This window comes from Chelativorans sp. M5D2P16 (assembly GCF_034427935.1).
Classification (GTDB): Bacteria; Pseudomonadota; Alphaproteobacteria; order Rhizobiales; family Rhizobiaceae; genus Chelativorans.
Map to the genome: position 1 here is coordinate 70869 of NZ_JAXQNM010000039.1, position 21987 is coordinate 92855.

Consider the following 21987-nt stretch of genomic DNA (forward strand, 5'->3'; position numbering starts at 1 on the left):
CCGCAAGGGCATTGTCGAGAGGGCGGGATGGGCTACAACCGCCCGGCCGGAGGCCGGGGGCGCTGGCGGTGGCCTGCGAGCGGCCCGGGCGGCGTCCTAGCCTGAGTACGGACGTTCGGTGGTTATGTGGCTCTGGCTCGCCGCTTCGGCCATCGTGGCATTTGTCGGGGGAGCGCCTCCCGCCGATAGCCGATCTGAGCAAGCGTGGAATGCGTTCCGTGCTCGACATCCGCTTGGACTGAGCGTCCGTGCATCATCGTCGCTGTCAGGAGGACGAACGGGAACCCTGCTTCGCCGCCCTGCTTCGCCGGGGCTTCCCAGGCGCAGCCGGGGTGGACGACTTGGCTTCGTTTTCCAGCCGCGCCTGCCGGAGCCTCGCGGTCTTGGCCTCGCGGCGCGCCGCTTCATCTCCGATGATCGCGCGCGCGGTGTGGTCCGTGATGTCGGCCTTGGTTTCGGCCTTGGACGGCTTGGGTTTGAACAGGTTGTCTTTGGTGGCGGAGCGACTCATGTCTTTGTCCTCGGTTCCGAAAAAGCAAAAAGGCCGGGCGAACCCGGCCTTTCCTATGCGCCTCGATAATCAGTGCCAGTACATCCGTGGTCAAAGACCAGAAGCGCGGTCTCGTTACGCAGCCTGAAGGTTTTCGGCCGCGCTCTTGCCGTTGCGATTGTCCTTGACAACGTCGAAGCCGAGCTTCTGGCCCTCAACAAGCGAGGTCATGCCGGCGCGCTCGACGGCCGAGATGTGGACAAACACGTCCGGCTGGCCATTACCCTGCTCGATAAAGCCAAAGCCCTTGGTCGCATTGAAGAACTTTACGGTTCCGGTATTCATGGCGATTTCCTTTTTTCAATCGGTCATACAAAATTGCTTACCGTGCGGAATGCGCGGCAAACGGTTCAGATCGATTTTGAGAGAGGAAGATCGCAGATGACGCGGTTCGCGCCAGAAACAAAGTTCGACAAGCAAGATCGATGTCCGGAATATAAGCTTGAAAGGTCGTCGAAACAAGGTACCCACGGAAATAAACCTCGCATCCCCGAGGACACTGACCACGGATCGGACGGGTTCACACCGTACTATCGGCATTTCGCGTTGTGGCGTGGGTTTGTCGGCGTTTCGAGGATCGTTCAGTTCGCAAACCAGTCGGCTGTCGATGCCGGACGGATCGTTTCACTGGAAGCCCCCTGAAAGCAGGATGTAGACGAGGAGCACGATGGCACCGGTCAAGGCCAGCCTCATGAGCATGCCTCCGAAATCATCGAGATTGATGTGGTCCGGAACATGCGTACTTGCTTTGCCTCTCCTTCGTGCCTCCCGCAGTCTTCGGCGAGTCAGTTTCCGCCCTTGCGGCGAGGCGCGTTGGTGTCCGCCGCGGGCTTGAGCTGGTTGGCGAACGAATTCTCAGGCTTCGGCGGGGCCTTCTCCTGCTTCGGTTTTCGGTGCTCGCGGTTGCTGCGTTTCTGTCCCTTGGCCATTGCCGAAAGTCCTTTCAATGAGGGTTGTGCCGTTCCCGGACGGCGGAAGGCCGGCGGCTTTGAGGGCATCCTGCGTCGCTACCCGTTCATGCTGTTCGTCGTCGCTGCGGATGCGGTATTGCGGAGAGTTGTCCCTCGGCGGGAGCGTTCCGGTGACGCGATAGAATTCTGCGGTTGTCGGGGAGACGCCGAACCGGGACTTCATCTGGACCATCTGTCCGATACGGAACAGATGGGACGCCGTTTCAGGCGAGCGCTTTCGCGCATGGTTTTGGTGGGCTGAAGCAGTCATGCTTTCTCGCAATCGCTCGCTGGTGCGGCTTGGCGCTCGTCGGGGACAATCGCATCATCTGTTGTACCGCGACGGTTGCAGACGGTGCGAATTGTCGAATTCCGACGCGCACCGTCACGCGGCGCGTTTGTCTATCGAGGATCCGGAAGGAGATGGCGGGTCGGAGGCCTCTGACACCGCGGAAAAGCCATTTCGGCCAAATCAACGAATACTCCATATACTACGATTGCGTTCCAATTGAGGCCCGGCCGCTTTGCGCCTTCGATCGCGCCGTTACTCCGGTATCGCGTCTGGCCCATTCTCCGGTCGGCCTCTGCACAGGTATGATCTCAATATCTTGTGATAGAGGGCGCGCCTCTCGTTGGACCGACATCCGCCCTGAGTTCGTTCATCGAGGCGGCAGGAAGCCTCTATAAGGGCTTTGCGCGCAGCCTGGATCGGCTTCGCACGGTTCTCCTCCATTGTTTCTGCCCGGCGCTACGGAGCCATTGTCCCCCGAATTCAGATCCGTTGCGTATCTGCATTGACATGCGTCGCGTATGTGAGGCATTCAGATACGATGCGTATGTCAATACATGCTTGCCTCCTGTGAAGTCCCGGATGCTGACGGTCAGGCGATCGGAATGCGGGGCGGAGATATATAGAAGGACCATCACATGACACAGCGCGACGCTGTCTTCCCTGCGAACCGCCATGCGCTCTACGAGGCACATGGCTATTCCGCCGCAATCCGTTCGGGCGATCTGCTGTTCGTTTCCGGACAGGTCGGCAGCCGTGCCGACGGCACGCCGGAACCGGACTTTGCCGCACAGGTTCGCCGGGCCTTCTCCAATCTTGAGGCGACCCTGGCGGCGGCCGGCTGCAGCTTCGACGACATCGTCGATGTGACAACCTTCCATACCAACCCTGAAAACCAGTTCGAGACCATTATGATGGTCAAGAACGAGATCTTTCCCCGGCCCCCATATCCGAACTGGACCGCAGTCGGTGTGAACTGGCTGGCTGGGTTCGACTTTGAAATCAAGGTGATCGCCCGTATCCCCGACAGGGAATCGCGCCGAAATGGCAGCGATCAAAGCGGCTGAACAGGGCATGATCGGCAAAGACGTCGGAGCGGGCGATTTGCCCTGATGACGGGGATGGCGGATTCGGGATCGGTGATTTTGGCGCGGCTTTCCGGCGTGGCCGGTCGCATCCTGACTACATCGTGATTCACGAGGCTCCCCGGGATTATTGGGAATGTTTTGCCGACCTCGCGGCCCCGACGGTCCCGGCGGAACAGGAGATCGCTGGTACGATCGCTTCCTGGCCGAGTGATTGAAGGCCTTACGCGGCGGTGCGCCCTTCCGTGCTGCGGCGCTTGCGGATCTCGTAGCCGAGATCGATCACCTGGCGCTCGCGCGGGCCGGGCGCGTCGATCGCCTCGACCAGCATCTCCACGGCCCGCCGTCCCATCTCGTTGCGGAAGGTGCGCACGCTGGTGACGGGTGGCTCGGCGGCCGCCATCATTTCGAAATCGTTGAAGCCGCAGATGCCCAGCCGCTCCGGCACCGCAATGCGGCGGCGCTGGGCCTCGAACAGAACGCCGAGCGCCAGGTCGTCATTGTTGCAGAAGACGGCGTCCGCCTCTGGCGCCTGGCCGATCAGTTCCCCGAAGAGCTGCGCCCCGAGGCTGACGGAGGAGGAGGTGGCGGTGGTGATGACCCGCTTTTCGGAGAAGAGACCCACCTCGGCCGCCGCATCGCGGAAACCGCGAAAGCGCCGCTGCGAGCGGGGGTCCATGCGGGCCCCGACGAAGGCGGGCTTGCGGTAGCCCTGCTCAGCCATATGCCGGGTTGCCATGCGAGCCGCCTCGTAATGGGAGAACCCTATCATGAGGTCGATCGGGTTCTCATTGATCTCCATGATCTGCACCACCGGGCAGGGAGCGGCCTCGAGCATCTGCTGCGACGTCTCGGACTGATCGATGCCGGTGACGATCAGGCCGGCCGGCTTCTGGCGCAGGAAGAGACGAAGCAGATTTTCCTCCTTGAGCGCCGAATAGCGCGTGTTGCCGAGCTGGATGTAGAACGGAGTCTCCTCGATCGCCGTGTACATGCCGAGGAGCACGTCGGAGAAGACATTGTTGGTGACGGAGGGGATGACGACGCCGATGACGTCGGTGCGGCTGGAGGCGAGCGCCCGCGCGGCGGGGTCGGGCACATAGCCGAGATCGGCGATGGCGGAGGCGATCTCCTCGCGCAGCCGGACCGAGACTTTATCCGGCGTGCGCAACGCGCGGGAGACGGTGATTGCGCTAACACCCACGCGCCCGGCGACGTCCGACAGCGTCACCTTCTTGAATTCGCTTGCCAATTGGCAATCCTCCTACAGTAATTGCAATGAATTTAAAGGAGAAGCTTGACAGATGCTAGCGCTAACAGTAGGTGGCAGCGCTAACATTCATGTCCGTCTGGACCACGCGCATCGGGAGGAGGGTGTGTCGAAGCAATGCAGGAATGTGCTGGTAATGGGCGTGTGCGGCGTCGGCAAGTCGACCATCGCGCGCCGGCTCGCCGAGTCCTGCCACGGTCGCTTCGTGGAAGGCGACGGCTTTCACTCCCCCGAAAATGTTCGCGCCATGTCGAGCGGGGTGCCGCTCACGGACGCGCAGCGGTGGGACTGGCTCGGCGCTATCTGCAGCGAGGTCGAGCGGCTCAATGCCGGCGATCCGCGGCCCGTCTTCATCGCCTGCTCGGCGCTCAAGAAGCCCTACCGTGCGCTGCTTTCCCAGCGGGTCGGGCCGATTGCCGTGATCCATCTCGACGGTGAACCGACGCTCATCCGCCACCGGCTCGCCGCGCGCAGTGACCACTTCATGCCGCCCAGCCTGCTTGAAAGCCAGCTCAACGACCTGCAAGCACCCGACGGGGAGGAAGGCTTTCCTCTTCTGCGCCTCGATGTTGCGGACAGTGTCGGGGTGGTCGTGCAAGCGGCTTCCGGGTTCTGCCGGCGTCACGTTGCCAACGTCGGCAGTAACGGGCAAGGTCCGGACCCTGCGGGCAACGAAAAGCAAAGAATCTGAAATCGGAGGAAATGCACAATGAGACCCTTCCTGAAACTTACCTGCGCGGCGGCCGCCGTGTTTGCCTTTTCGGGCGCTGCCACGGCCCAGGAATACAGCTTCACATTCCAGTCCAGCGATCCGTCCGGCAATCCGAACTTCGAATTGCAGCAGACCTGGGTCGAAGCGATTGCCGAGAGAACGGACGGCAACGTGAAGATCGAGCTTCTGCCCGTTGGTTCAGTAGTGGAGCACAACGAGACGCAGGACGCGATCGCCGCCGGCATTCTCGACGGCCACATCACCGACACGTCCTATTTCGCCGGCAAGGATCCCGCCTTCGGTCTGATCGCCAACCCGGTCGGCGCCTGGTCGGCACCGCAGCAGATGTTCGACTTCATGTCGGAAGGCGGCGGCAATGAATTGATGAACGAGCTGCTGGAGCCCTACGGCCTGCACTTCATCGGCGCCACCACGCCGGGCCTGGAGGCCTTCGTCTCGAAGGTGCCGCTCGAAGGCGTGGACGATCTTCAGGGTCTGAAGATGCGTGCGCCGGAAGGGCTGGTACAGCAGGTGTTCGCGGCGGCGGGCGCGACGCCTGTGAACCTGCCGGGCTCGGAGGTCTTCACCTCGCTCGACAAGGGGGTGATCGACGCGGCCGACTACTCCGTCTTCTCGACCAACCAGGCGCAGGGGCTGAACGACGTCGCCCCTCATCCGGTCTATCCCGGCTTCCACTCGATGCCGCTGGTCGAGGTCTCCATGAACAAGGAGAAGTGGGATGCCCTGCCGGACGACATCAAGACCGCCTTCGAGGAGACCGTTGCCGAGTTCGCCCAGCGCCAGGTGAAGGCGCTCGCCGAGAACGATGCCGAGGCGGTCGCGGCCGCCAAGGAAAGCGGCGAGATCACCGTCCACGACTGGTCGGAGGAGGAGCGCGCCGAGTTCCGCAAGATCGCCCAGGGTGAGTGGGAGAAGGTCGCCGCCAAGTCCGAAAAAGCCCAGAAGGTCTACGACCAGCTGACGGCCTATCTCCAGGAGAAGGGCCTGGTGGACTGACAGGCAGGACGGCGGCGGGACAGGCCCGCCGCCGCCCGCACGTTCGGGAGGAAGCATGTCGGATGGAGACAGCCATCGTGTCGAGGCGACAGTCGAGACGGACCGCCACCGCGCCATAGAAGAGGCCGGCTGGCTCGGCCGGCTGGTGGACCGGGGCGGCATCATCTTCGCTGTCGGTATCGTTGCCGCCATGCTGATCCTGATCCAGGAAGTGATCCTGCGCTATGTCTTCAACGCCCCGACCATCTGGGCACATGAGACGACGGTTTTCCTGACGGCGACCGCCTTCGTCTATGGCGGGCTCTACTGCACGGCGCGCGACACGCATATCCGCGTCGTTCTGCTCTACGACCTGGCGCAGGGACGCGCGCGGCGCGTGCTCGACGCGGTGATCTCCCTTATCTGCATGGTGTCGAGCGGCTTCTTCGCCTGGGCGGCCTGGCTGATGGTGCGGCGCGCCATCTTCCGCCCCGACGGCTCGATCCATTTCGAGACCTCGGGCAGCGCCTGGGATCCGGCCTATCCGGCCTATCTCAAACTGTTCCTGCTCTTCATCCTGGGGCTGATGGCGCTGCAGTTCCTCATCCTCAGCGTCAATCATTTGCGCGCCGCCTTCCGCGGCGGGGATTCCGCCTGATGGAAGGCCTCGACTTCCTGTTCGACCTCAAGTCGCTCGGCATCGAATATGGCACCCTCGCCATGTTCGCCCTTCTGTTCGGGCTGCTGCTGGTCGGCATTCCGCTCGCCTATGTGACGCTGCTGGTGGCGCTGATCTTCGCCATCGGCTGGTTCGGCCCCGCCGCGGTGCCGCTGATAACGAGCCGCGTCTATTCCTTCGTCTCATCCTTCGTCTTCGTGTCGGTGCCGATGTTCGTGCTGATGGCGGCGCTGCTCGACCGCTCCGGTATCGCGCGCGACCTGTTCGACGCCATGAAACTGATCGGCGGGCGCGTGCGCGGCGCGGTGGCCGTACAGACCATCTTCGTGGCCGTCATTCTGGCCGCCATGAGCGGCATCATCGGCGGGGAAATCGTGCTTCTCGGCCTGCTCGCCCTGCCGCAGATGCTGCGCCTCGGTTACGACCGCAACCTCGCCATCGGCGTGATCTGCGCGGGCGGCTCACTCGGCACCATGATCCCGCCGTCGATCGTGCTGATCATCTACGGTCTGACAGCCAATGTCTCGATCGGCGACCTCTTCACGGCGGCCTTCATCCCCGGCTTCATGCTGGCCGGCTTCTACGTCACCTATGTGCTGGTGCGTTGCTGGCTGAAGCCTTCACTCGCACCGACGCCGGAGCCCGATCCGCGGCCGCTTTCGGAGAAGCTGACGCTGCTCAAGGGCATCATCCTGCCGATCATGGTCGTCATCTTCGTGCTGGGATCGATCTACGGCGGCATCGCCTCGGTGACGGAGGCCTCCGCGGTCGGCGTGGCCGGCGTTCTCCTGTCGACCGTGATCCGTGGCGAGTTCTCGCTGAAGATGCTGAAGGGGGCGGCGCTTCAGACACTGTCGACCTGTGGCATGATCGTGTGGATCGGCATCGGCGCCAGCGCTCTTGTCGGCGTCTTCAACCTGATGGGCGGCATCGACTTCGTTTCCGGTCTGCTTACCGGCGTCTCGGAAAACCCGACCGTTATCCTCCTGGTCATGATGGCGATCCTGTTCCTGCTCGGCATGTTCCTCGACTGGGTGGGGATCGCGCTGCTCACAATGCCGATCTTCGTGCCTGTGGTGGTGGAACTGGGGTACGATCCGGTATGGTTCGGCGTGCTCTTTGCCATGAACATGCAGGTATCCTTTCTCACACCACCTTTCGGGCCCGCTGCCTTTTACCTGAAGAGCGTGGCGCCGAAGGAGATCTCGCTCGGCAATATCTTCCAGGCGCTGGTGCCTTTTATCTGTCTGCAGATTCTGGCTGTCGGACTGTTGATCGCCTTCCCTGGGATAACCGGCAGATAGGAAACGCGCTAACGGACTTGCCCACCGTCTCGGAATCGGAGCGGCTCGACCAGGTGCGTCAGCGGAAATTCCATGCAGCCGTCGAGCTGGCGATATGCGTCGCATAGTCGATAGCGTTCAAATCTTCCGGCAAAGGAGGAGTGGCTGGTGGTACCGTGCACATGCACCGCGCCCGTAAAGTCTACGCTCCGCCAGCTCGAACGGCGCTGCTGTCCATGGCATGGTATTTCGTCTCGCTATAGGCTGGAGTGCAAATGATTATTGGATTTGATGCCTTGTGATGCGCTAACGCTCTGATCATTGCGAGGAGGAGGAGAAGACGAAAGATGGACGGGGCGACCGGTCGGAACACGACAACCGTGGAGAGATCGTCGGCGGATACGCTATTACGGGTCCTGGCCGAGGCCGGGATCGACTATCTCTTCGTCAACGGCGGCACCGATTTTCCCCCGATCGTGGAAGCCTACTGCCGGGCCGAGGCCGAGGGCTGGGACGTTCCCAAGCCCATCGTCGTCCCGCACGAGAACACGGCCGTTGCCATGGCCCATGGCGTCTACCTCGCGACGGGGCGGATGCAGGCGGTCATGGTCCACGTCAACGTGGGCACCGCCAATGCGATCAACGCCGTGCTCGACGCCAGCCGCGAACAGATCCCGATTCTGCTGATGGCCGGGCGCTCACCCTATTCGGAAAAGGGGCGGCATGGCACCAGGACGCGCTATATCCACTGGGCGCAGGAGATGTACGACCAGGCCGGCATGATCCGCGAGGCGGTGAAGTGGGACTACGAGTTGCACCTGCCCGAGCAGATGTCGGACGTGGTCAGCCGGGCGCTGGAAGTGGCGCAGAGCGGGCCGAAGGGGCCAGTCTACCTGACCCTGCCACGCGACGTCCTGGCCGGCACCGACACTCGCGCCGAAACCGGGCGCGCCATCGCCCCGGTCGAACCCGCACCCGCCGATCCGGCGAAGGTTGCAAAGGTGGCCCGGATGATTGCCGAGGCGGAGCGCCCTGTGATCGTCACCGCGAATGCGGGCCGCGATGCGGAGGCCTTCGATCTGCTTTCCGACATCGCCGAAACCCATGCCCTTCCGGTGACGAGCTACCATCAGCGCTTCACCTCGATTGCCTCGAACCACCCGTTCGAGGCCGGTCACGACCCGATGCCGTGGGTGAAACAGGCCGATCTGGTGCTGGTGCTCGACTGCGACGTGCCGTGGGTGCCCGCGATCGCCGAACCGCCCGAGAGCGCGAAAATCGTGCATGTGGGCGAAGACCCGATCTTTTCCCGATACCCAATGCGGAGCTTCCGCGCGGACGTCACTCTGGCGACCACGCCTGCGCTGTTTCTCAAGGCGTTGCGTGCTGAACTTGGTGCCGCCTCTCCGGCGGCGCAGGCGCGGCGTGAAGGCATTGTTTCCCGCATCGCGGCTGACAAGGCCAGGCTGGCGGCAGCGGCCGAGGACGAGGCTGTCATGACTCCGGAGCTGATCAGCCGGGTCATCGGTGAGGTCGCCGGACCCGAGGCCGTGATCGTCAATGAATACCCGCTGCGCGTGGAGCACTGCGCGCGGAACCGGCCCGGTACCTATTTCGGTCTTTCTCCCGCCGGAGGACTCGGCTGGGGCTTCGGCGCGGCTCTCGGCATCAAGCTGGCCGCGCCGGAGCGGGATGTGATCTGTACGATGGGTGACGGCGCCTATATCTTCACCAACCCCACAGCCAGTCACTGGGTCGCCCAGGCCCAAGGCCTGCCGGTGCTGATGGTGATCTTCAACAACGCGCTGCACGGCGCGGTGCGGAATTCGACCAACGCAATGTATCCCGACGGCTATTCGGCCCGCTCGAAGGGGCGGATGCTGGCCGACCTTTCGCCCAGTGTCGAATTCGAGTCGATGGCGGGCGCGAAGGGCAGGGGGTTCCGCGTCTCCGACCCGGCCGAACTGCGGCCCGTCCTGCATCAGGCTCTGGACGCCGTGCGGGGCGGCGAGCAGGCGCTTGTGAACATCCTCTGCGACTATTGAGGCGGGCGGCATGGCGGCGAAGAGCGCATGGGGTCCCGGCTCGAAGAGCGGGCGCGCGGCGCGGCTGACCTATGCCGCGCCGACCTATGAATTCCTCGAGAAACGCGCCCGGCGCCGGGTGCCGGGCTTCGCCTTCGACTTCGTCCAGGGCGGAACCGGTGCTGATTGGGGCGTCGATGAGAACCGGCGGGTACTCGACGCGGTCCAGATCGTGCCGCGCTACGGCGAGCTTGAGAAGGTCGAAACAGGCGTGGAGATCTACGGGCGGCGCTATGACGTGCCGATCGGGATCGCGCCCACGGGAATGGACGCGCTGATCTGGCCCGGCTCCACCATGGCGCTGGCGAAGGCCGCGGCCCACGGCAACATCCCCTACATCACCGGCACGCTCGCCAATTCCACACTTGAGGAGGTGGCCGAGGTGGCGGGCGGCAACACCTGGCTGCAACTCTACGGTTTTCCGCGCGAGGACCACCGCGTGACCTTCGACCTGATCGCCCGGGCAAAGACGGCCGGCGTTTCGGCCATCGTCGCCACGCTGGACGCGCCGGTGCGCGCCAAGCGCCCGCGCGATCTGCACAACCGCCTGGTGGTGCCCTTCCGCCCCACGCCGCGCACCGTGTGGCAGGTGGCCACCGCACCGCACTGGGCGCTGGCGCTGCTGCGCAACGGGATGCCGAGATTCGCCAATATCGACCGCTACGTCGACGGGCGCCCGACGCTCGACAACGTGGCCGGCTTCGTCCAGCGCGAGCTGAAGGGCACCTTCAGCTGGGAGGAGATCGCCCGCATGCGCCGCGAATGGGACGGCGCACTGCTGGTCAAGGGTGTGCTCCACCCCGACGACGCGGAAGAGGCGGTGAAAGCCGGGGCGGATGGGATCCTCGTGTCGAACCACGGCGGGCGCCAGTCGGACGCCGCGCCAAGCCCGGTGGACGTATTGCCCGGTATTCGCGATCGCGTTGACGGGCGGACCGACCTGTTCCTCGACAGCGGCGTGCGCAGCGGGCTGGACGCGGTGCGCGCGATGGCGCTCGGCGCGCGGGCGGTGTTCTGCGGGCGGGCTTATCTCTACGCGCTGGCCGCGCTGGGGGACGGGGGAGGCGCGCATTTCGCCGATCTGATCCGCGAGGAATTCGCCGTCGCCATGGCCCAGTCCGGCGCTTGGTCGCCTGCGGGGCTGGGCGATGTTACCTTCCGGCATCCGGGCGCATTCGACTTCGGAGCCTGAGGCGATGACACCGCATCCTTTCTGGTCGTTCTCGCTGGATCGCTACGGGCGAGACGGCGTGGCGCCGCTGTGCCTCGAACTGCAGGAGCGGCATGGGGCGGATGTGAACCTCGTCCTCTTCGCGCTGTGGCTGGGGCGGGACGGACGCGGGCTGGATGCCGAGGGTGCCGCGAGCGCGGCCGAGGCGGTAGCCGAGTGGCATCTTCACGTCGTGCGCCCGATGCGCGGCGTGCGCCGCTGGCTCAAGAATCGCGCGATCGGGGATCGTGCCGCCCGCGACCGTTTGCGCGCCGCTGTTCAGAAATACGAGATCGAGGCGGAACGGATGGAGCAGGACATGCTTTTCGCGCTGGCGCCCATGGTCGCCGCAGATCTTCCCGACGCCACCGTCCCCGCCGCAACCATGGTCCGCAACGCCGCGCACTTCTGCACGCCCCAGGGCGATAGCGCGCCGGAGGCTACGCTGGCGAGGCTCGCTGCGCTCTGTCTTTAAGAACCCTCGCTGTCCTTCCAGCGCCGCACCGTTCCGCTGTCTATGCCGAACTGGTCCAGCACGCGGCCAAGAGTGTGGTCCACCATCTCTTCGAGCGAGGCGGGCCTGGCGTAGAAGGCCGGCACTGGCGGCGCGATGATCGCGCCGATTTCCGCGAGCTGGGTCAGGGTCCGCAGGTGACCCAGATGCAGCGGCGTCTCGCGCACCATCAGGACAAGCTTGCGCCGCTCCTTCAGCACCACATCGGCGGCCCGCGTCAGGAGGGTTGAGGTCACGCCTGTCGCGATCTCCGAGGCCGAGCGGATCGAGCAGGGTGCCACGATCATGCCCATGGTGCGGAACGAGCCGCTGGAGATCGCCGCGCCGATGTCCTCCGGCTTGTAGCAGACGTCGGCTAGCTCGCTGATCCGCGCGATCTTGTGACGGGCCTCGCAGGCGACCGTCACCTCGGCCGAGCGCGACATGACAAGATGGGTCTCGACCTCCACCTCGCGCAGCATTTCGAGCAGGCGGATGCCGTAGATCACTCCGGACGCGCCGGAGATGCCCACGATCAGACGTGCGGGGCCTTGCGCCATCGCGGTCTTCCTTTCTTGACTTCCGCTATCTTGCGGGACGACGCGCTATCGCGGCAACTAACTATGCCCTATCCCGCCAATAACGGCGCATTATACCTTGGCGCTCGTGTCGGCGGCGGATCAGACTTCCGACAGACCGTTCTCGTCGCGAAGCTGGCGCTCTACGTCGAAGGAATATTCGATCATGTCCTCGCGGATCTCGGCGATCAGCGCCTCGGCGGCGGCGCTTAAGGGGCGCGCGGGGTTCGAGACGTAAACCAGCCGCCGGGGGATATCGGGCGTGATCGGATAAGCCTTCAAGTGCCCTTGTCGCAGCGCGCGAAAGACGGCGATGGGGGGAAGGATGGTGAAATAGTCGGTGGCGCGCACGAAATCCTCGATCAGCTTCAGCTCGTCGAACTCCATTCGCGGTGCCAGTGCGATGTTCTGCTCGGCCGCGGCACGGTCCATGATCAGCCGCAGGCCGTGGCGCTGCGAGGGGATGACCAGCTTCAACTCGTTGATCCGCTGCAGGCTGACCGGTCCGTCGAATTCCATCCCGGTGTCGGACGAGGTGATCAGGCACAGATCCTCGGTGACGATGTCGACCATGCGTGGGTCGCGCAGATGCGGTGGCGCATTCACCACGATCAGGTCGAGGCGCGAGGTGCGCAGCATCTCCTGCAGGTCGGTGGTGTAACCCCCGGTCGCCTTCACGCGCACCTCGGGGTACTTCAGGACGAATTTTTGCAACGTTTCGCCAAGCGCCTTGTTTGCGACCGACGCGACAACGCCGATCGAAACGGTGCCGCGGATCTGCTGCTGGTCGCCCGACAACGCCTGGCTGGCGGTTTCGAGGTCTCGGATGATGCCGGAAAAGCGCGTATAGGCCTCTTCGCCTTCACGGGTGGGGAGCATGCCTTTCGGGGTGCGGCTGAACAGGGGGCGCCCGATTTCCTCCTCAAGTTTGGATATCTGCTGGCTGAGCGCCGGCTGGACGACGTTGAGCCGCCTTGCGGCGCTGGTCAGCGAGCCTTCCTCGTACACGGCAAGGAAGTACTTCAACTGTCTGAATTCCAAGGCAGACCTCCAGCTTAGATCCGGTCATGCCGCATTCTATCACGCATTGTTATTCCTTCAATCAGTCATCATTAATAGAATTGATTGCCGCCTGCCCTTAGCGTCCAGGAGGATCAGGAGGAGGCGAATGAACGAGGTCGGCAACGCGCCAATCGCACCAGGCGGCGACTCCCGGCGGCGTGACATGGATCTGCGGGGCTGGCTGCGGCGCATGGAAGACACCGGCCGGCTGGCAATCGCCAAACCGGGCGCCTCGCTGCAATTTGCGGTGGCTGGTCTGGCGAACCGTCACGACGGTCGGCAGGCGCTGGTTGCTCCTGCGCCTGAAGGGCATCCCGACGGCATCGTCGTTTCGGGCCTGCTGTCACGGCGGGAATGGATGGCCGAAGCGCTGGGCATCGCGCCCCAGGACCTGTTGGCTGAATTTCAGGCCGCCATCCGTTCGCCCGTTGCCGTACGCGAAGTGGCCGATGCCCCGTGCCAGGAAGTGATTCACGAAAACGTGGACCTGACGCGCCTTCTGCCGATCCCGACCCACAACGAGCACGACAGCGGTGCCTATATAACCGCGGGCCTCGTGATCTGCCGCAACCCGGAGACCGGGGTGCAGAACGTCTCGATCCACCGGCTGCAGATTTCCGGCGCGCGCGAGATGGGCGCCCTGTTGCTGCCGCGCCATACCTTGAGCTTCTTCACCGAGGCGGAGGAGAGGGGCGTAGATCTGGAGGTCGCGGTGGTAGTCGGCGCCTCGCCCGCCTGCCTCCTGGCTTCGCAGGCCATCGTGCCGATCGATTTCGACGAACTGACGATCGCCGGCGCACTCGGCGGCGCGGGTGTCGAGGTCGTGCGCTGCCGCACCGTCGACCTGCTGGTCCCGGCGCAAAGCGAGATCGTCATCGAGGGCCGCTTCCGCGCCGGCCTGCGCAAGCCCGAAGGTCCGTTCGGAGAGTTTCCGCAATATTACGGTGAGCGCGCCGACCGCCACGTCCTGGAAGTCGATTGCGTCACGACGCGCCGGAACCCGATGCTGCACACCATCGTCGGAGGTGCGCTCGAACATCTGATCCTGGGCGCCATTCCGCGCGAGGCGACGATCCTGAACTCCCTGCGCGACAACTTTCCCAATGTGCAGGACGTGCATCTCGCCCCCGGCGGGACCTGCCGCTACCACCTCTACATCAAGATGAAGCCGCGCCAGGCCGGCGAAGCGAAAAACGTCATCATGGGCGCCTTCGCCGCGCATTACGACATCAAGCACGTCGTGGTGGTGAACGAGGACGTGGACATCCACGACGCCGAGATGGTCGAGTGGGCCGTCGCCACGCGCTTCCAGGCTGACCGCGACCTCGTGGTGGTGTCCGGGGTGCAGGGCTCCAAGCTCGACCCCTCCACCGACAATGGCTACGGGGCGAAGATGGGCCTCGATGCGACGGTGCCGGTCGATGCGCCGCCGTTCCGGTTCACCCGTATCCGCGTCCCGGGCGAGGCCGAGATCGACCTCAACGCGGCCGTCGCGCAGGGGGTGACCCTGGCCCAGGTACTGGACGAGGGCGCGTGATGGCACAGGCCCAGATTCTGCGGGACGCACCCGCCGACGCGCTCGCCATCGACGAGGTGCGGGCGTTCCCGGTTTCCGTACCGCTGCCCGAACATGCCCGGGTCATGCTCGGCGTGGGCACGACGGTCAAGCGCGACGCCGTTATAGTGCGGGTGCGGACGAAGGGCGGGTTGACCGGCTGGGGCGAGGCGCACCACGGCCGCGCGCCCCGCGCCATCGCTGCCATCGTCAACGACACCCTGGCCGAGGTGCTCGAGGGGCAGGACGCCTGCGACGCGGTCGCGTTGAACGCCCGCATGGCGCGGGCCGCGCAACTGACACAGGGCAGCGGTGCCGCCGCCGCGCTGGCGATCAGCGGCATCGACATTGCGCTGTGGGACCTTCGGGCTAAAGCGGTCAACTGGCCGCTCTGCCGCCTTCTCGGCGGGGCGCCGAAACCGGTCATGGCCTATGCGGGCGGCGTCGCCCTGTGCTGGGAGGAGCCTGCGGCGCTGGTCGAAGAGGCGAGAGGTCTCGTTGCGGAGGGCTACCGCGCGGTCAAGCAACGCGTCGGGCAGGATGTGGCGCGGGACGCCGGCCGCCTGCGCGCCCTGCGCGAGGCGCTTGGCCCAGATATCACCATCCTGGCCGATGCGAATTCGCTCTACCGCATGGACGACGTGCGGCGGATCATGCCCGTGCTCGGTGAATGTGCCGTCGGCTGGCTGGAAGAACCCTTCATGCCCCAGGAATCGCGGCTCTACCGCGATGCGGCGGCGCTGGCGACCGTGCCGCTGGCGGCGGGAGAGAATCTCTTCACCCGGCAGGAATTCCGCCGCCTCATCGAAGACGGCGCCGTCTGCGAGATACAGCCCGACCTGTCGAAGGCGGGCGGGCTCACCGAGTGCCTGCGTATCGCGGGCTTGGCGCTGGCCAATGGGCTGGTCGTGCACCCCCATGCCTCGATGACCGCGCTCAACGCCGCGGCTACGCTGCATCTGCTGAGCGCGGTCGAAAACGGCGGCTTTCTGGAGGCCGACGTCTCGCGCTACAACTCGCTTCGCGACGACCTCGTCAGCGGGGCGCCCGTCATCGGCGCGGACGGAACCTTCCGCGCCACCGAAGCACCCGGACTGGGTGTCGAGGTCAGTGAAGAATTCATTCGAGAACATCCGCCAATCACCGGCTCCGCCTATCGGCGGGCCTGACGGCGGCCGGGCCGCCTGCCGACGCGGCCGGATTTGTCGGCGACAGAAGGAGGAGGAAACATGAAAGCCACCATTCATTCCATCATCGCCGGGACCATCGCGGCAGCGGCTTCACTGGTGTCGACCCTGCCCGTGGCGGCGCAGGACGAGCCGGTAAACCTCACCATGGCGTCGTTCAACGTCGGCGGCAGCTGGTACATCTACGCCACGGCGATCGCCGGCGTGGCGCAGGGTGCGCTCTCCGAGGGCTCCACCGTCGAGGTGCTGCCTTACCAGGGCGGCGTCGGCAACCCGATCCTCGTGAACCGGGGCGAGGCCGACATGGGCCTGAGTTTCTCGGCCCTGTCGAACTGGGCCTACAAAGGCACCGTGGTTTTCGACGAGCCGCATGAGAACGTCCGTGCGCTGGTCGGCGGCCTGAACAACCCGCACCGCCTCGGCATCGTCGTGCGCACCGACGCCGGCATCGATAGCCTCGATGACGTGGCCGAGGTGCCGACCCGCCTTGTCACGGTGCAGCGCGGCGGCGCGGGCGAGGCTCTGGCGCGGATGGCGCTCGATGCCTATGGGCTGGACTATTCCGACATCGAGGCCGCGGGCGGTCGTGTGACCCAGGTGGATCTGCCGGTTGCGATCCAGCAGATGCGCGACGGACAGGCCGACATGTTCATCCACAACATCGGCTACCGTCAGCCCGATGTGATGGAATTGGCCCTCGGCGGCGACGTGACCTTCATTGCGCTCGGCGAAGGAGAGATGAACACGTTGGCCGAGGAGTACGGGCTCCAGCCGGGCCTCGCGATCAGCCCCGGCGAGTTCGAGGGCGTCGCCGAGGACGTGCCGTCGGTCGGCTATCCCACCGGTGTCATCGCGAACGCCGAAATGCCGGACGACGTGGCCTATGCGATCACCCGCGCCATCGTCGAAAAAGCCGACACGATCCGTGCGGCCCACGCGAGCCTCGCCGACTTCGATCCTGAAGTTGCGGGCGAGCCCCTGCGCAACGGTGGCGTGCCGCTGCATCCGGGCGCCGAGCGGTTCTATCGCGAACAGGGCTGGCTGGACTGAGCCACGCCGCCCTATCGCATGACCCCTGCCGATCTGATCCGGCCGGGACAAGCCGTGCAGGACACCCAGCGGTCCAAGGCCGGTCCATGGCCGGCCACGGCTCAAAGGGAGGGAGAGACGACATGAGACGTGATTTCCTGAAAGGCGCGCTGGCGGTGCTTGCGGCCCCGGCGCTGACAACCCCGCTCATCCGCGCGGCGCCGGCGCAGGTGGCCGATCCCGTGAACCTCAGCTTCGCCACCTTCAACGTGGGATCAAGCTGGTATGTCTACGGCACCGCGCTGTCGGGCCTGATGCAGGGCGCCTTGCCCCGGGGCTCCAGCATCGAGGTGCTGGCCTATCAGGGCGGCATCGGCAATCCGATCCTCGTCAACCGCGGCGACGCGCAGCTTGGCCTGAGCTTTTCGGCCCTCTCGAACTGGGCCGCCAAGGGGATCATCGCCTTCGACGAGCCGCTGACCGAGATCCGTGCGCTGATCGGGGACATCGCCACGCCGCACCGGCTCGGCATCGTCGTGCGCCGCGATGCCGGGATCGAAAGCGTCGGCGACGCCGCCGACATGCCGATCCGCCTCGTTACCACCGCCCGCGGCTCGGCCGGCGAGGCGCTGGCCCGTCTGTCGCTGGAAAGCTTCGGGCTGACCTACGACGACGTGACCGCCGCCGGCGGGCGCGTGACCCACATCGACCTTCCCGTGGCGATCCAGCAGATGCGCGACGGGCAAGCCGACATGCTGATCCACAATGTGGGCTACCGCCACCCGGCGGTGCTGGAACTGTCGCTGGGCGGTGGCGTCACCTTCATCGGATTGGGCGAGGAGCAGATGGCCTACATCGCGGAAAACTACGGGCTCCAGCCCGGCCTGTCGATCCCGGCGGACGAATTCGAGGGCGTTGCGGCCGATATTCCGAGCGTGGGCTATCCCACCTCGGTGATCGTCAATGCCTCGGTGCCCGAGGCGGTGGCCCATGCCATTACCCGCGCGGTGTGCAAGAACCCCGAGGCACTGCGCACAGCGCATCCGGGCCTGGCCTCGTTCGACCCCGTAAACGCGGCCGACCCGCTGCGCAATGGCAACGTCCCGCTGCACCCCGGCGCGGAACGCTATTACCGCGAGGCAGGGTTGCTCTAGACGACTGCACTCCGCCCCCTTACCGGCGGCGAACGCTCAAAGGGCACATCGCCGTCGGTCGTGCGAGAGAGACACACATGATCGCGTCCACTCACCTTGCCATCCGGGTCATTGCCGTCGGCATCACGGCCCTCCAGCTCTATTCGGTCTTCGTCGCCCCGCTTCCCCTGCACATGCATTACGCATTGTTCCTGGCGGCGGTGCTTGTCCTGGTCTTCGGCAAGGACCTGCCCGAGCGTCCGCGGCTGGCGCAAGCGATCGACCTTTTGCTGATCGCCGTCACCATCGCCTGGGCCGCCTATATCGTGGCCAACCACGACCGCTTCATTACCCGGATCGCCTTCGTCGACCGGCCGACGATGTGGGACATGATCATGGGCACAGCCCTGATCGCGACGCTGATGGAGGCCACGCGCCGGGTGGCGGGATGGGGGCTCTTCGTCATCGCGGGGATATTCATCCTCTACGGATTCTTCGGCTATATCCTTCCCTCCTCGATCGGTCATTCGGGGCTGGGCCTGTCGCGCTTCATTGACATTCAGGTGCTGTCCAACAACGGCATCTTCGGCATCCCGATCGGGGCCGTGGTATCCTATATCTTCTACTTCATCCTCTTCGCCACGTTCCTGGAGCTCTCGGGCGGGGGCCAGCTCTTCATCGACCTCGCCTTCTTCGCCACCGGCCGCACCCGTGGAGGCCCGGCCAAAAGCGCCGTCATCGCCTCGGGGCTGATGGGTTCGATCAACGGCTCGGCGGTGGCGAATGTGGTCGGCACCGGCACCTTCACCATCCCGCTGATGCGCCGCTTCGGCTACAAGCCCACCTTCGCCGCGGCGGTCGAGGCCGCCTCATCGACCGGCGGGCAGCTGATGCCGCCGATCATGGGGGCCGCGGCTTTCGTCATGGTCGAATTGACCGGGCTCGACTATGTGACGATCCTCACCGGCGCGGCGATCCCGGCGGTGCTCTACTACCTTGCCATCCTCTTCGCCGTGGACCTGACGGCCAAGAAGGACGGGCTCAGCGGCCTGCCCGCGAAAGAGCTTCCCGACGTCAGGGCGGCCTCATGCGCCGCATCCACCTTCTCTTGCCGCTGGTCGTGCTGGTCTATCTCATGGTCTCCGGTCGGTCGCTGATGATGGCCGCGATCTACGCCTTCCTCGCTGCGATCGCCGTCAGCTTCGTGCGCAAGGAGACCCGCATCAAGGCGATGGATATGCTGCGGGGGCTGGAACAGACGGCCTATGCGATCCTGATCGTCGCCGTGCCCTGTGCCACGGCGGGCCTAATCATCGGCATCATCGTGCAGACGGGCATCGGCCTGAAGTTCACCGATTTCATCCTGTCGCTGGCCTCGGGCTCGCTGCTGCTGTCGCTGATCGCGGTGATGGTGGCCTGCATCATTCTCGGCATGGGCATGCCGACCGTCTCGGCCTACATCATGGTGGCGATCCTGATGGCGCCCGCGCTGACGCAGCTCGACCTCTACGTGCTGTCGGTGCATCTCTTTATCTTCTACTTTGCGCTGCTCAGCTTCGTGACGCCACCCGTTGCGCTGGCCTCCTACGCGGCGGCGGCGCTGGCGCGGACCAGCGCGACCGCCACCGGGGTGCACGCCTTCAAGCTGACGCTGCCGGGTTTCCTGATCCCCTTCGCCTTCGCCTACAATCCCGCGCTGGTGATGAACGGTGCGTGGCATGAGGTGATCTGGGTAACAACCAGCTGCGCCATCGGAGTTTATGCCATCGCGGGAACCGTCGTGGGGATGCATCTGCGCCGCTCGACGGGGCTGGAACGGGCCGTCGCGTTCGGCGCGGCGCTCCTTCTGATCACGCCCGAGCATCTGACGGACCTCCTCGGTCTCGCGGTCTTCGCCGCATTGATGTTCTGGCAGCAGCGCCGTCCGGAAGACGCGCCTGTGGCCGGGAGCGAGCCGCTCCAGAACCCTGAACTTCAACATGGGGAGTAATTGAATCATGACCGGCTTTGCCGCCCTTCACGCCATCGGCAAGACGCGTTTGGAGGCGGGGGATCCCGCCGCCTCCATCAACCCGGCGACGGGCGAGGAGGTGGGACGCTTCCCGGCTGGCGGAAAGGCCGAGGCGGAGGCCGCCATCGCTGCCGCGCGCCGCGCCTTCGACACGACGCTCTGGCCGCAGGCCCCGCGTGAGCGGCAACTGGCGCTGCTGCGATGGGCCGATGCTATGGAGCGTGACCTGCCACGGCTGGCTGAACTTTTGACGCTGACGAACGGCAAGCCTCTCGCCCATTCGAAGGGCGAGATGGCGGGCGCGATTTCCGAGGTGCGTTACTACGCGGGTCTGACCCGGCACAATCCCGGCCACGCGATGGAAGTGGCGCCGGGCGAGATCTCGGTCATGCTGCGCGAGCCCATCGGGGTGGCAGGGCTGATCGTCCCGTGGAACGCGCCTGCGGTGCTGCTGGTCCGTTCGCTGGCCCCTGCACTGGCGGTGGGCTGCAGCACGGTGACAAAACCGGCCCCGCAGACCGCGCTCTTCACAGCGGCGTGCATGGCGCCGCTGATCGACGACCCCGAAGTGCCCGCGGGCGTCGTGAATCTCGTCCTGGAGACCGGGCACGAAGTGGCCGAAACGCTCGTCGCCTCGCCTGACGTGGATGTGATCAGCTTCACCGGGTCGAACCTCGTGGGGCAGCGGATCATGGCGGCAGCCGCGCCGACCATGAAGAAGCTGTCGCTGGAACTGGGCGGCAAGTCCTGCTGTCTCGTGCTCGACGACGCGGATGTGGAAGCCGTCGCACCGAAGCTTGCCGCCGCCGCCACGATCATCTCGGGCCAGCAATGCACGGCTGCGCGGCGGGTCCTGGTCCATGAAAGCCGCTATGCGGAGGCGAAGGCCGCCCTGGCCCAAGCGCTGTCCGGCATCCGCATCGGCAACGGGATGGATGCCGCGACCGCGATGGGGCCGCTGATCGATGCACGATCTTGCGATGCCGTGTGGCGCGAAATCGAGGCCACCTTCGAGGCGGCCGACGAGGTGGTGCTCAAGGGCGAGCGCATGCCCGGCCCCGACGGCAGCGCCTTCATGTCGCCTTCGCTCGTCGCCACGCGCGACGACAACGCCGGTTTCGTGCAGGAGGAGATCTTCGGCCCCCTTCTGGTGATCGAACCTTTCGCCGACGAGGCTGAGGCGATCGCCAAGGCCAACAACACCGTCTACGGTCTTTCGGCCTCTGTCTGGACGAACCGCACCGATGCTGCCTGGCGGCTTGCGCGTGCGCTGCGTGACGGCACCGTCTGGATCAACGACCACAACAAGCTCTTCGCCGAGGCCGAGACCGGCGGCTACCGCCGTTCGGGCATCGGGCGGTTGCACGGCTACGAGGCGCTGATGGATTTCTGCGAGCTGAAGCATGTCTACCAGAACGTCGGCGTCGTCGGCGGCTGAGGGACGGAGCCGGCGCGGAAAATAGCGAGAAGATGCAAGGCCATCGCCGGCGGAATCGGAACGGATTGCCGCTTCGACAAGAGCGCCGCGAACGCAAGTGAAACCGGTACGATGCCGGGACCGGCGGATGTCTCGATCACCCGCTCCGGAACAGCTTGGGCCCCCGCCTGCCACAGGCGATGTTCGCGAAGCTCCTGATGTCGTTGCCGGTCACGTAGCGCTGGTGATTGCCTCGTCGACGTGGCCCTATGCATGAAGAGGACGCGGCTGCACACGTCGCGGGCGAACTTCATCTCGTGGGTGAGCATGAGGAGGGTCATGCCTTCGTCGGCCAGCCCGCGCACGACGGTCAGGACTTCAGCCGACACGGAATGCTGCCTTTACCCTTGCGTA

At 65.2% G+C, this 21987-nt stretch carries 21 protein-coding genes and 1 pseudogene; 15 read left to right on the plus strand and 7 right to left on the minus strand.

All coding sequences use genetic code 11. The annotated features are described in order from the left end of the window. Positions 1 to 265: 265 nt before the first annotated feature. The 3 genes from SIN08_RS19975 to SIN08_RS19985 all read right to left on the minus strand — a co-directional run bounded on the left by SIN08_RS19975 (position 266) and on the right by SIN08_RS19985 (position 1479). On the minus strand, positions 266 to 511 hold the full coding sequence (locus SIN08_RS19975; protein WP_322453372.1) for a hypothetical protein: 246 nt from the start codon (positions 509 to 511) through the stop codon (positions 266 to 268). Positions 512 to 625: 114 nt separating this feature from the next. Beyond that, the gene (locus SIN08_RS19980; protein ID WP_322453373.1) at positions 626 to 835 is read right to left on the minus strand and encodes a cold-shock protein; all 210 of its coding nucleotides are present in this window, start codon (positions 833 to 835) and stop codon (positions 626 to 628) included. A 500-nt stretch (positions 836 to 1335) separates the two neighbouring features. Then, positions 1336 to 1479, minus strand: coding sequence for a hypothetical protein (locus SIN08_RS19985; protein WP_322453374.1), 144 nt, complete (start codon positions 1477 to 1479; stop codon positions 1336 to 1338). Positions 1480 to 2427: 948 nt separating this feature from the next. Between SIN08_RS19985 and SIN08_RS19990 the strand changes: the two genes are divergently transcribed. Next, positions 2428 to 2856 carry a RidA family protein gene (locus SIN08_RS19990; protein ID WP_322453375.1) on the plus strand — a complete coding sequence of 143 codons (429 nt, stop codon included), beginning with the start codon at positions 2428 to 2430 and terminating at the stop codon, positions 2854 to 2856. 241 nt (positions 2857 to 3097) lie between these two features. On the opposite strand, the gene SIN08_RS19995 is transcribed toward SIN08_RS19990, so the two are convergent. Further along, positions 3098 to 4126, minus strand: coding sequence for a LacI family DNA-binding transcriptional regulator (locus SIN08_RS19995; RefSeq protein WP_322453376.1), 1029 nt, complete (start codon positions 4124 to 4126; stop codon positions 3098 to 3100). Between the two features lie 124 nt (positions 4127 to 4250). Between SIN08_RS19995 and SIN08_RS20000 the strand changes: the two genes are divergently transcribed. The 7 genes from SIN08_RS20000 to SIN08_RS20030 all read left to right on the plus strand — a co-directional run bounded on the left by SIN08_RS20000 (position 4251) and on the right by SIN08_RS20030 (position 11583). Next, positions 4251 to 4835 carry a gluconokinase gene (locus tag SIN08_RS20000; RefSeq protein ID WP_322453377.1) on the plus strand — a complete coding sequence of 195 codons (585 nt, stop codon included), beginning with the start codon at positions 4251 to 4253 and terminating at the stop codon, positions 4833 to 4835. Between the two features lie 18 nt (positions 4836 to 4853). Continuing rightward, positions 4854 to 5873, plus strand: coding sequence for a TRAP transporter substrate-binding protein (locus SIN08_RS20005; RefSeq protein WP_322453378.1), 1020 nt, complete (start codon positions 4854 to 4856; stop codon positions 5871 to 5873). A 55-nt stretch (positions 5874 to 5928) separates the two neighbouring features. Next, positions 5929 to 6510: a TRAP transporter small permease gene (locus SIN08_RS20010; RefSeq protein ID WP_322453379.1), complete on the plus strand. Its 582-nt coding sequence runs from the start codon at positions 5929 to 5931 to the stop codon at positions 6508 to 6510. Further along, positions 6510 to 7835: a TRAP transporter large permease subunit gene (locus SIN08_RS20015; RefSeq protein WP_322453380.1), complete on the plus strand. Its 1326-nt coding sequence runs from the start codon at positions 6510 to 6512 to the stop codon at positions 7833 to 7835. The genes SIN08_RS20010 and SIN08_RS20015 overlap by 1 nt, the downstream gene beginning before the upstream one ends. Positions 7836 to 8161: 326 nt before the next feature. Then, positions 8162 to 9859, plus strand: a complete 1698-nt coding sequence (locus SIN08_RS20020) for a thiamine pyrophosphate-requiring protein (protein WP_322453381.1) — start codon at positions 8162 to 8164, stop codon at positions 9857 to 9859. Between the two features lie 10 nt (positions 9860 to 9869). Beyond that, positions 9870 to 11090 (plus strand): alpha-hydroxy acid oxidase, encoded by a 1221-nt coding sequence (locus SIN08_RS20025; protein ID WP_322453382.1) that lies wholly within the window; start codon positions 9870 to 9872, stop codon positions 11088 to 11090. A 4-nt stretch (positions 11091 to 11094) separates the two neighbouring features. Then, the gene (locus tag SIN08_RS20030; protein WP_322453383.1) at positions 11095 to 11583 is read left to right on the plus strand and encodes a TIGR02444 family protein; all 489 of its coding nucleotides are present in this window, start codon (positions 11095 to 11097) and stop codon (positions 11581 to 11583) included. Here SIN08_RS20030 and SIN08_RS20035 read toward each other — a convergent pair. Further along, entirely contained in the window at positions 11580 to 12161 is a 582-nt protein-coding gene (locus SIN08_RS20035; protein ID WP_322453384.1) for a UbiX family flavin prenyltransferase, read from the minus strand. The genes SIN08_RS20030 and SIN08_RS20035 overlap by 4 nt on opposite strands. A 120-nt stretch (positions 12162 to 12281) precedes the next feature. After that, entirely contained in the window at positions 12282 to 13220 is a 939-nt protein-coding gene (locus SIN08_RS20040) for a LysR family transcriptional regulator (RefSeq protein WP_322453385.1), read from the minus strand. Positions 13221 to 13347: 127 nt separating this feature from the next. On the opposite strand from SIN08_RS20040, the gene SIN08_RS20045 reads away from it, so the two are divergent. The 7 genes from SIN08_RS20045 (at position 13348) to SIN08_RS20075 (ending at position 21594) form a co-directional block, all read left to right on the plus strand. Then, positions 13348 to 14778 (plus strand): UbiD family decarboxylase, encoded by a 1431-nt coding sequence (locus SIN08_RS20045; RefSeq protein ID WP_322453386.1) that lies wholly within the window; start codon positions 13348 to 13350, stop codon positions 14776 to 14778. Beyond that, entirely contained in the window at positions 14778 to 15965 is a 1188-nt protein-coding gene (locus tag SIN08_RS20050) for a mandelate racemase/muconate lactonizing enzyme family protein (RefSeq protein ID WP_322453387.1), read from the plus strand. Before SIN08_RS20045 ends, SIN08_RS20050 begins: the two co-directional genes overlap by 1 nt. 60 nt (positions 15966 to 16025) lie before the next feature. Continuing rightward, positions 16026 to 17033, plus strand: a complete 1008-nt coding sequence (locus SIN08_RS20055; RefSeq protein WP_322453388.1) for a TAXI family TRAP transporter solute-binding subunit — start codon at positions 16026 to 16028, stop codon at positions 17031 to 17033. 122 nt (positions 17034 to 17155) lie between these two features. Then, the gene (locus SIN08_RS20060) at positions 17156 to 18166 is read left to right on the plus strand and encodes a TAXI family TRAP transporter solute-binding subunit (RefSeq protein ID WP_322453389.1); all 1011 of its coding nucleotides are present in this window, start codon (positions 17156 to 17158) and stop codon (positions 18164 to 18166) included. Between the two features lie 77 nt (positions 18167 to 18243). Next, the gene (locus tag SIN08_RS20065) at positions 18244 to 19302 is read left to right on the plus strand and encodes a TRAP transporter fused permease subunit (RefSeq protein ID WP_322453390.1); all 1059 of its coding nucleotides are present in this window, start codon (positions 18244 to 18246) and stop codon (positions 19300 to 19302) included. Next, positions 19233 to 20135, plus strand: a complete 903-nt coding sequence (locus SIN08_RS20070; RefSeq protein WP_322453391.1) for a TRAP transporter large permease subunit — start codon at positions 19233 to 19235, stop codon at positions 20133 to 20135. The genes SIN08_RS20065 and SIN08_RS20070 overlap by 70 nt, the downstream gene beginning before the upstream one ends. Before the next feature lie 7 nt (positions 20136 to 20142). Beyond that, the gene (locus tag SIN08_RS20075) at positions 20143 to 21594 is read left to right on the plus strand and encodes an aldehyde dehydrogenase family protein (RefSeq protein ID WP_322453392.1); all 1452 of its coding nucleotides are present in this window, start codon (positions 20143 to 20145) and stop codon (positions 21592 to 21594) included. Between the two features lie 245 nt (positions 21595 to 21839). Here SIN08_RS20075 and SIN08_RS20080 read toward each other — a convergent pair. Continuing rightward, a pseudogene (locus SIN08_RS20080) lies at positions 21840 to 21956 on the minus strand (amino acid ABC transporter ATP-binding protein); the annotation flags it as partial. Between the last annotated feature and the right edge of the window lie 31 nt (positions 21957 to 21987).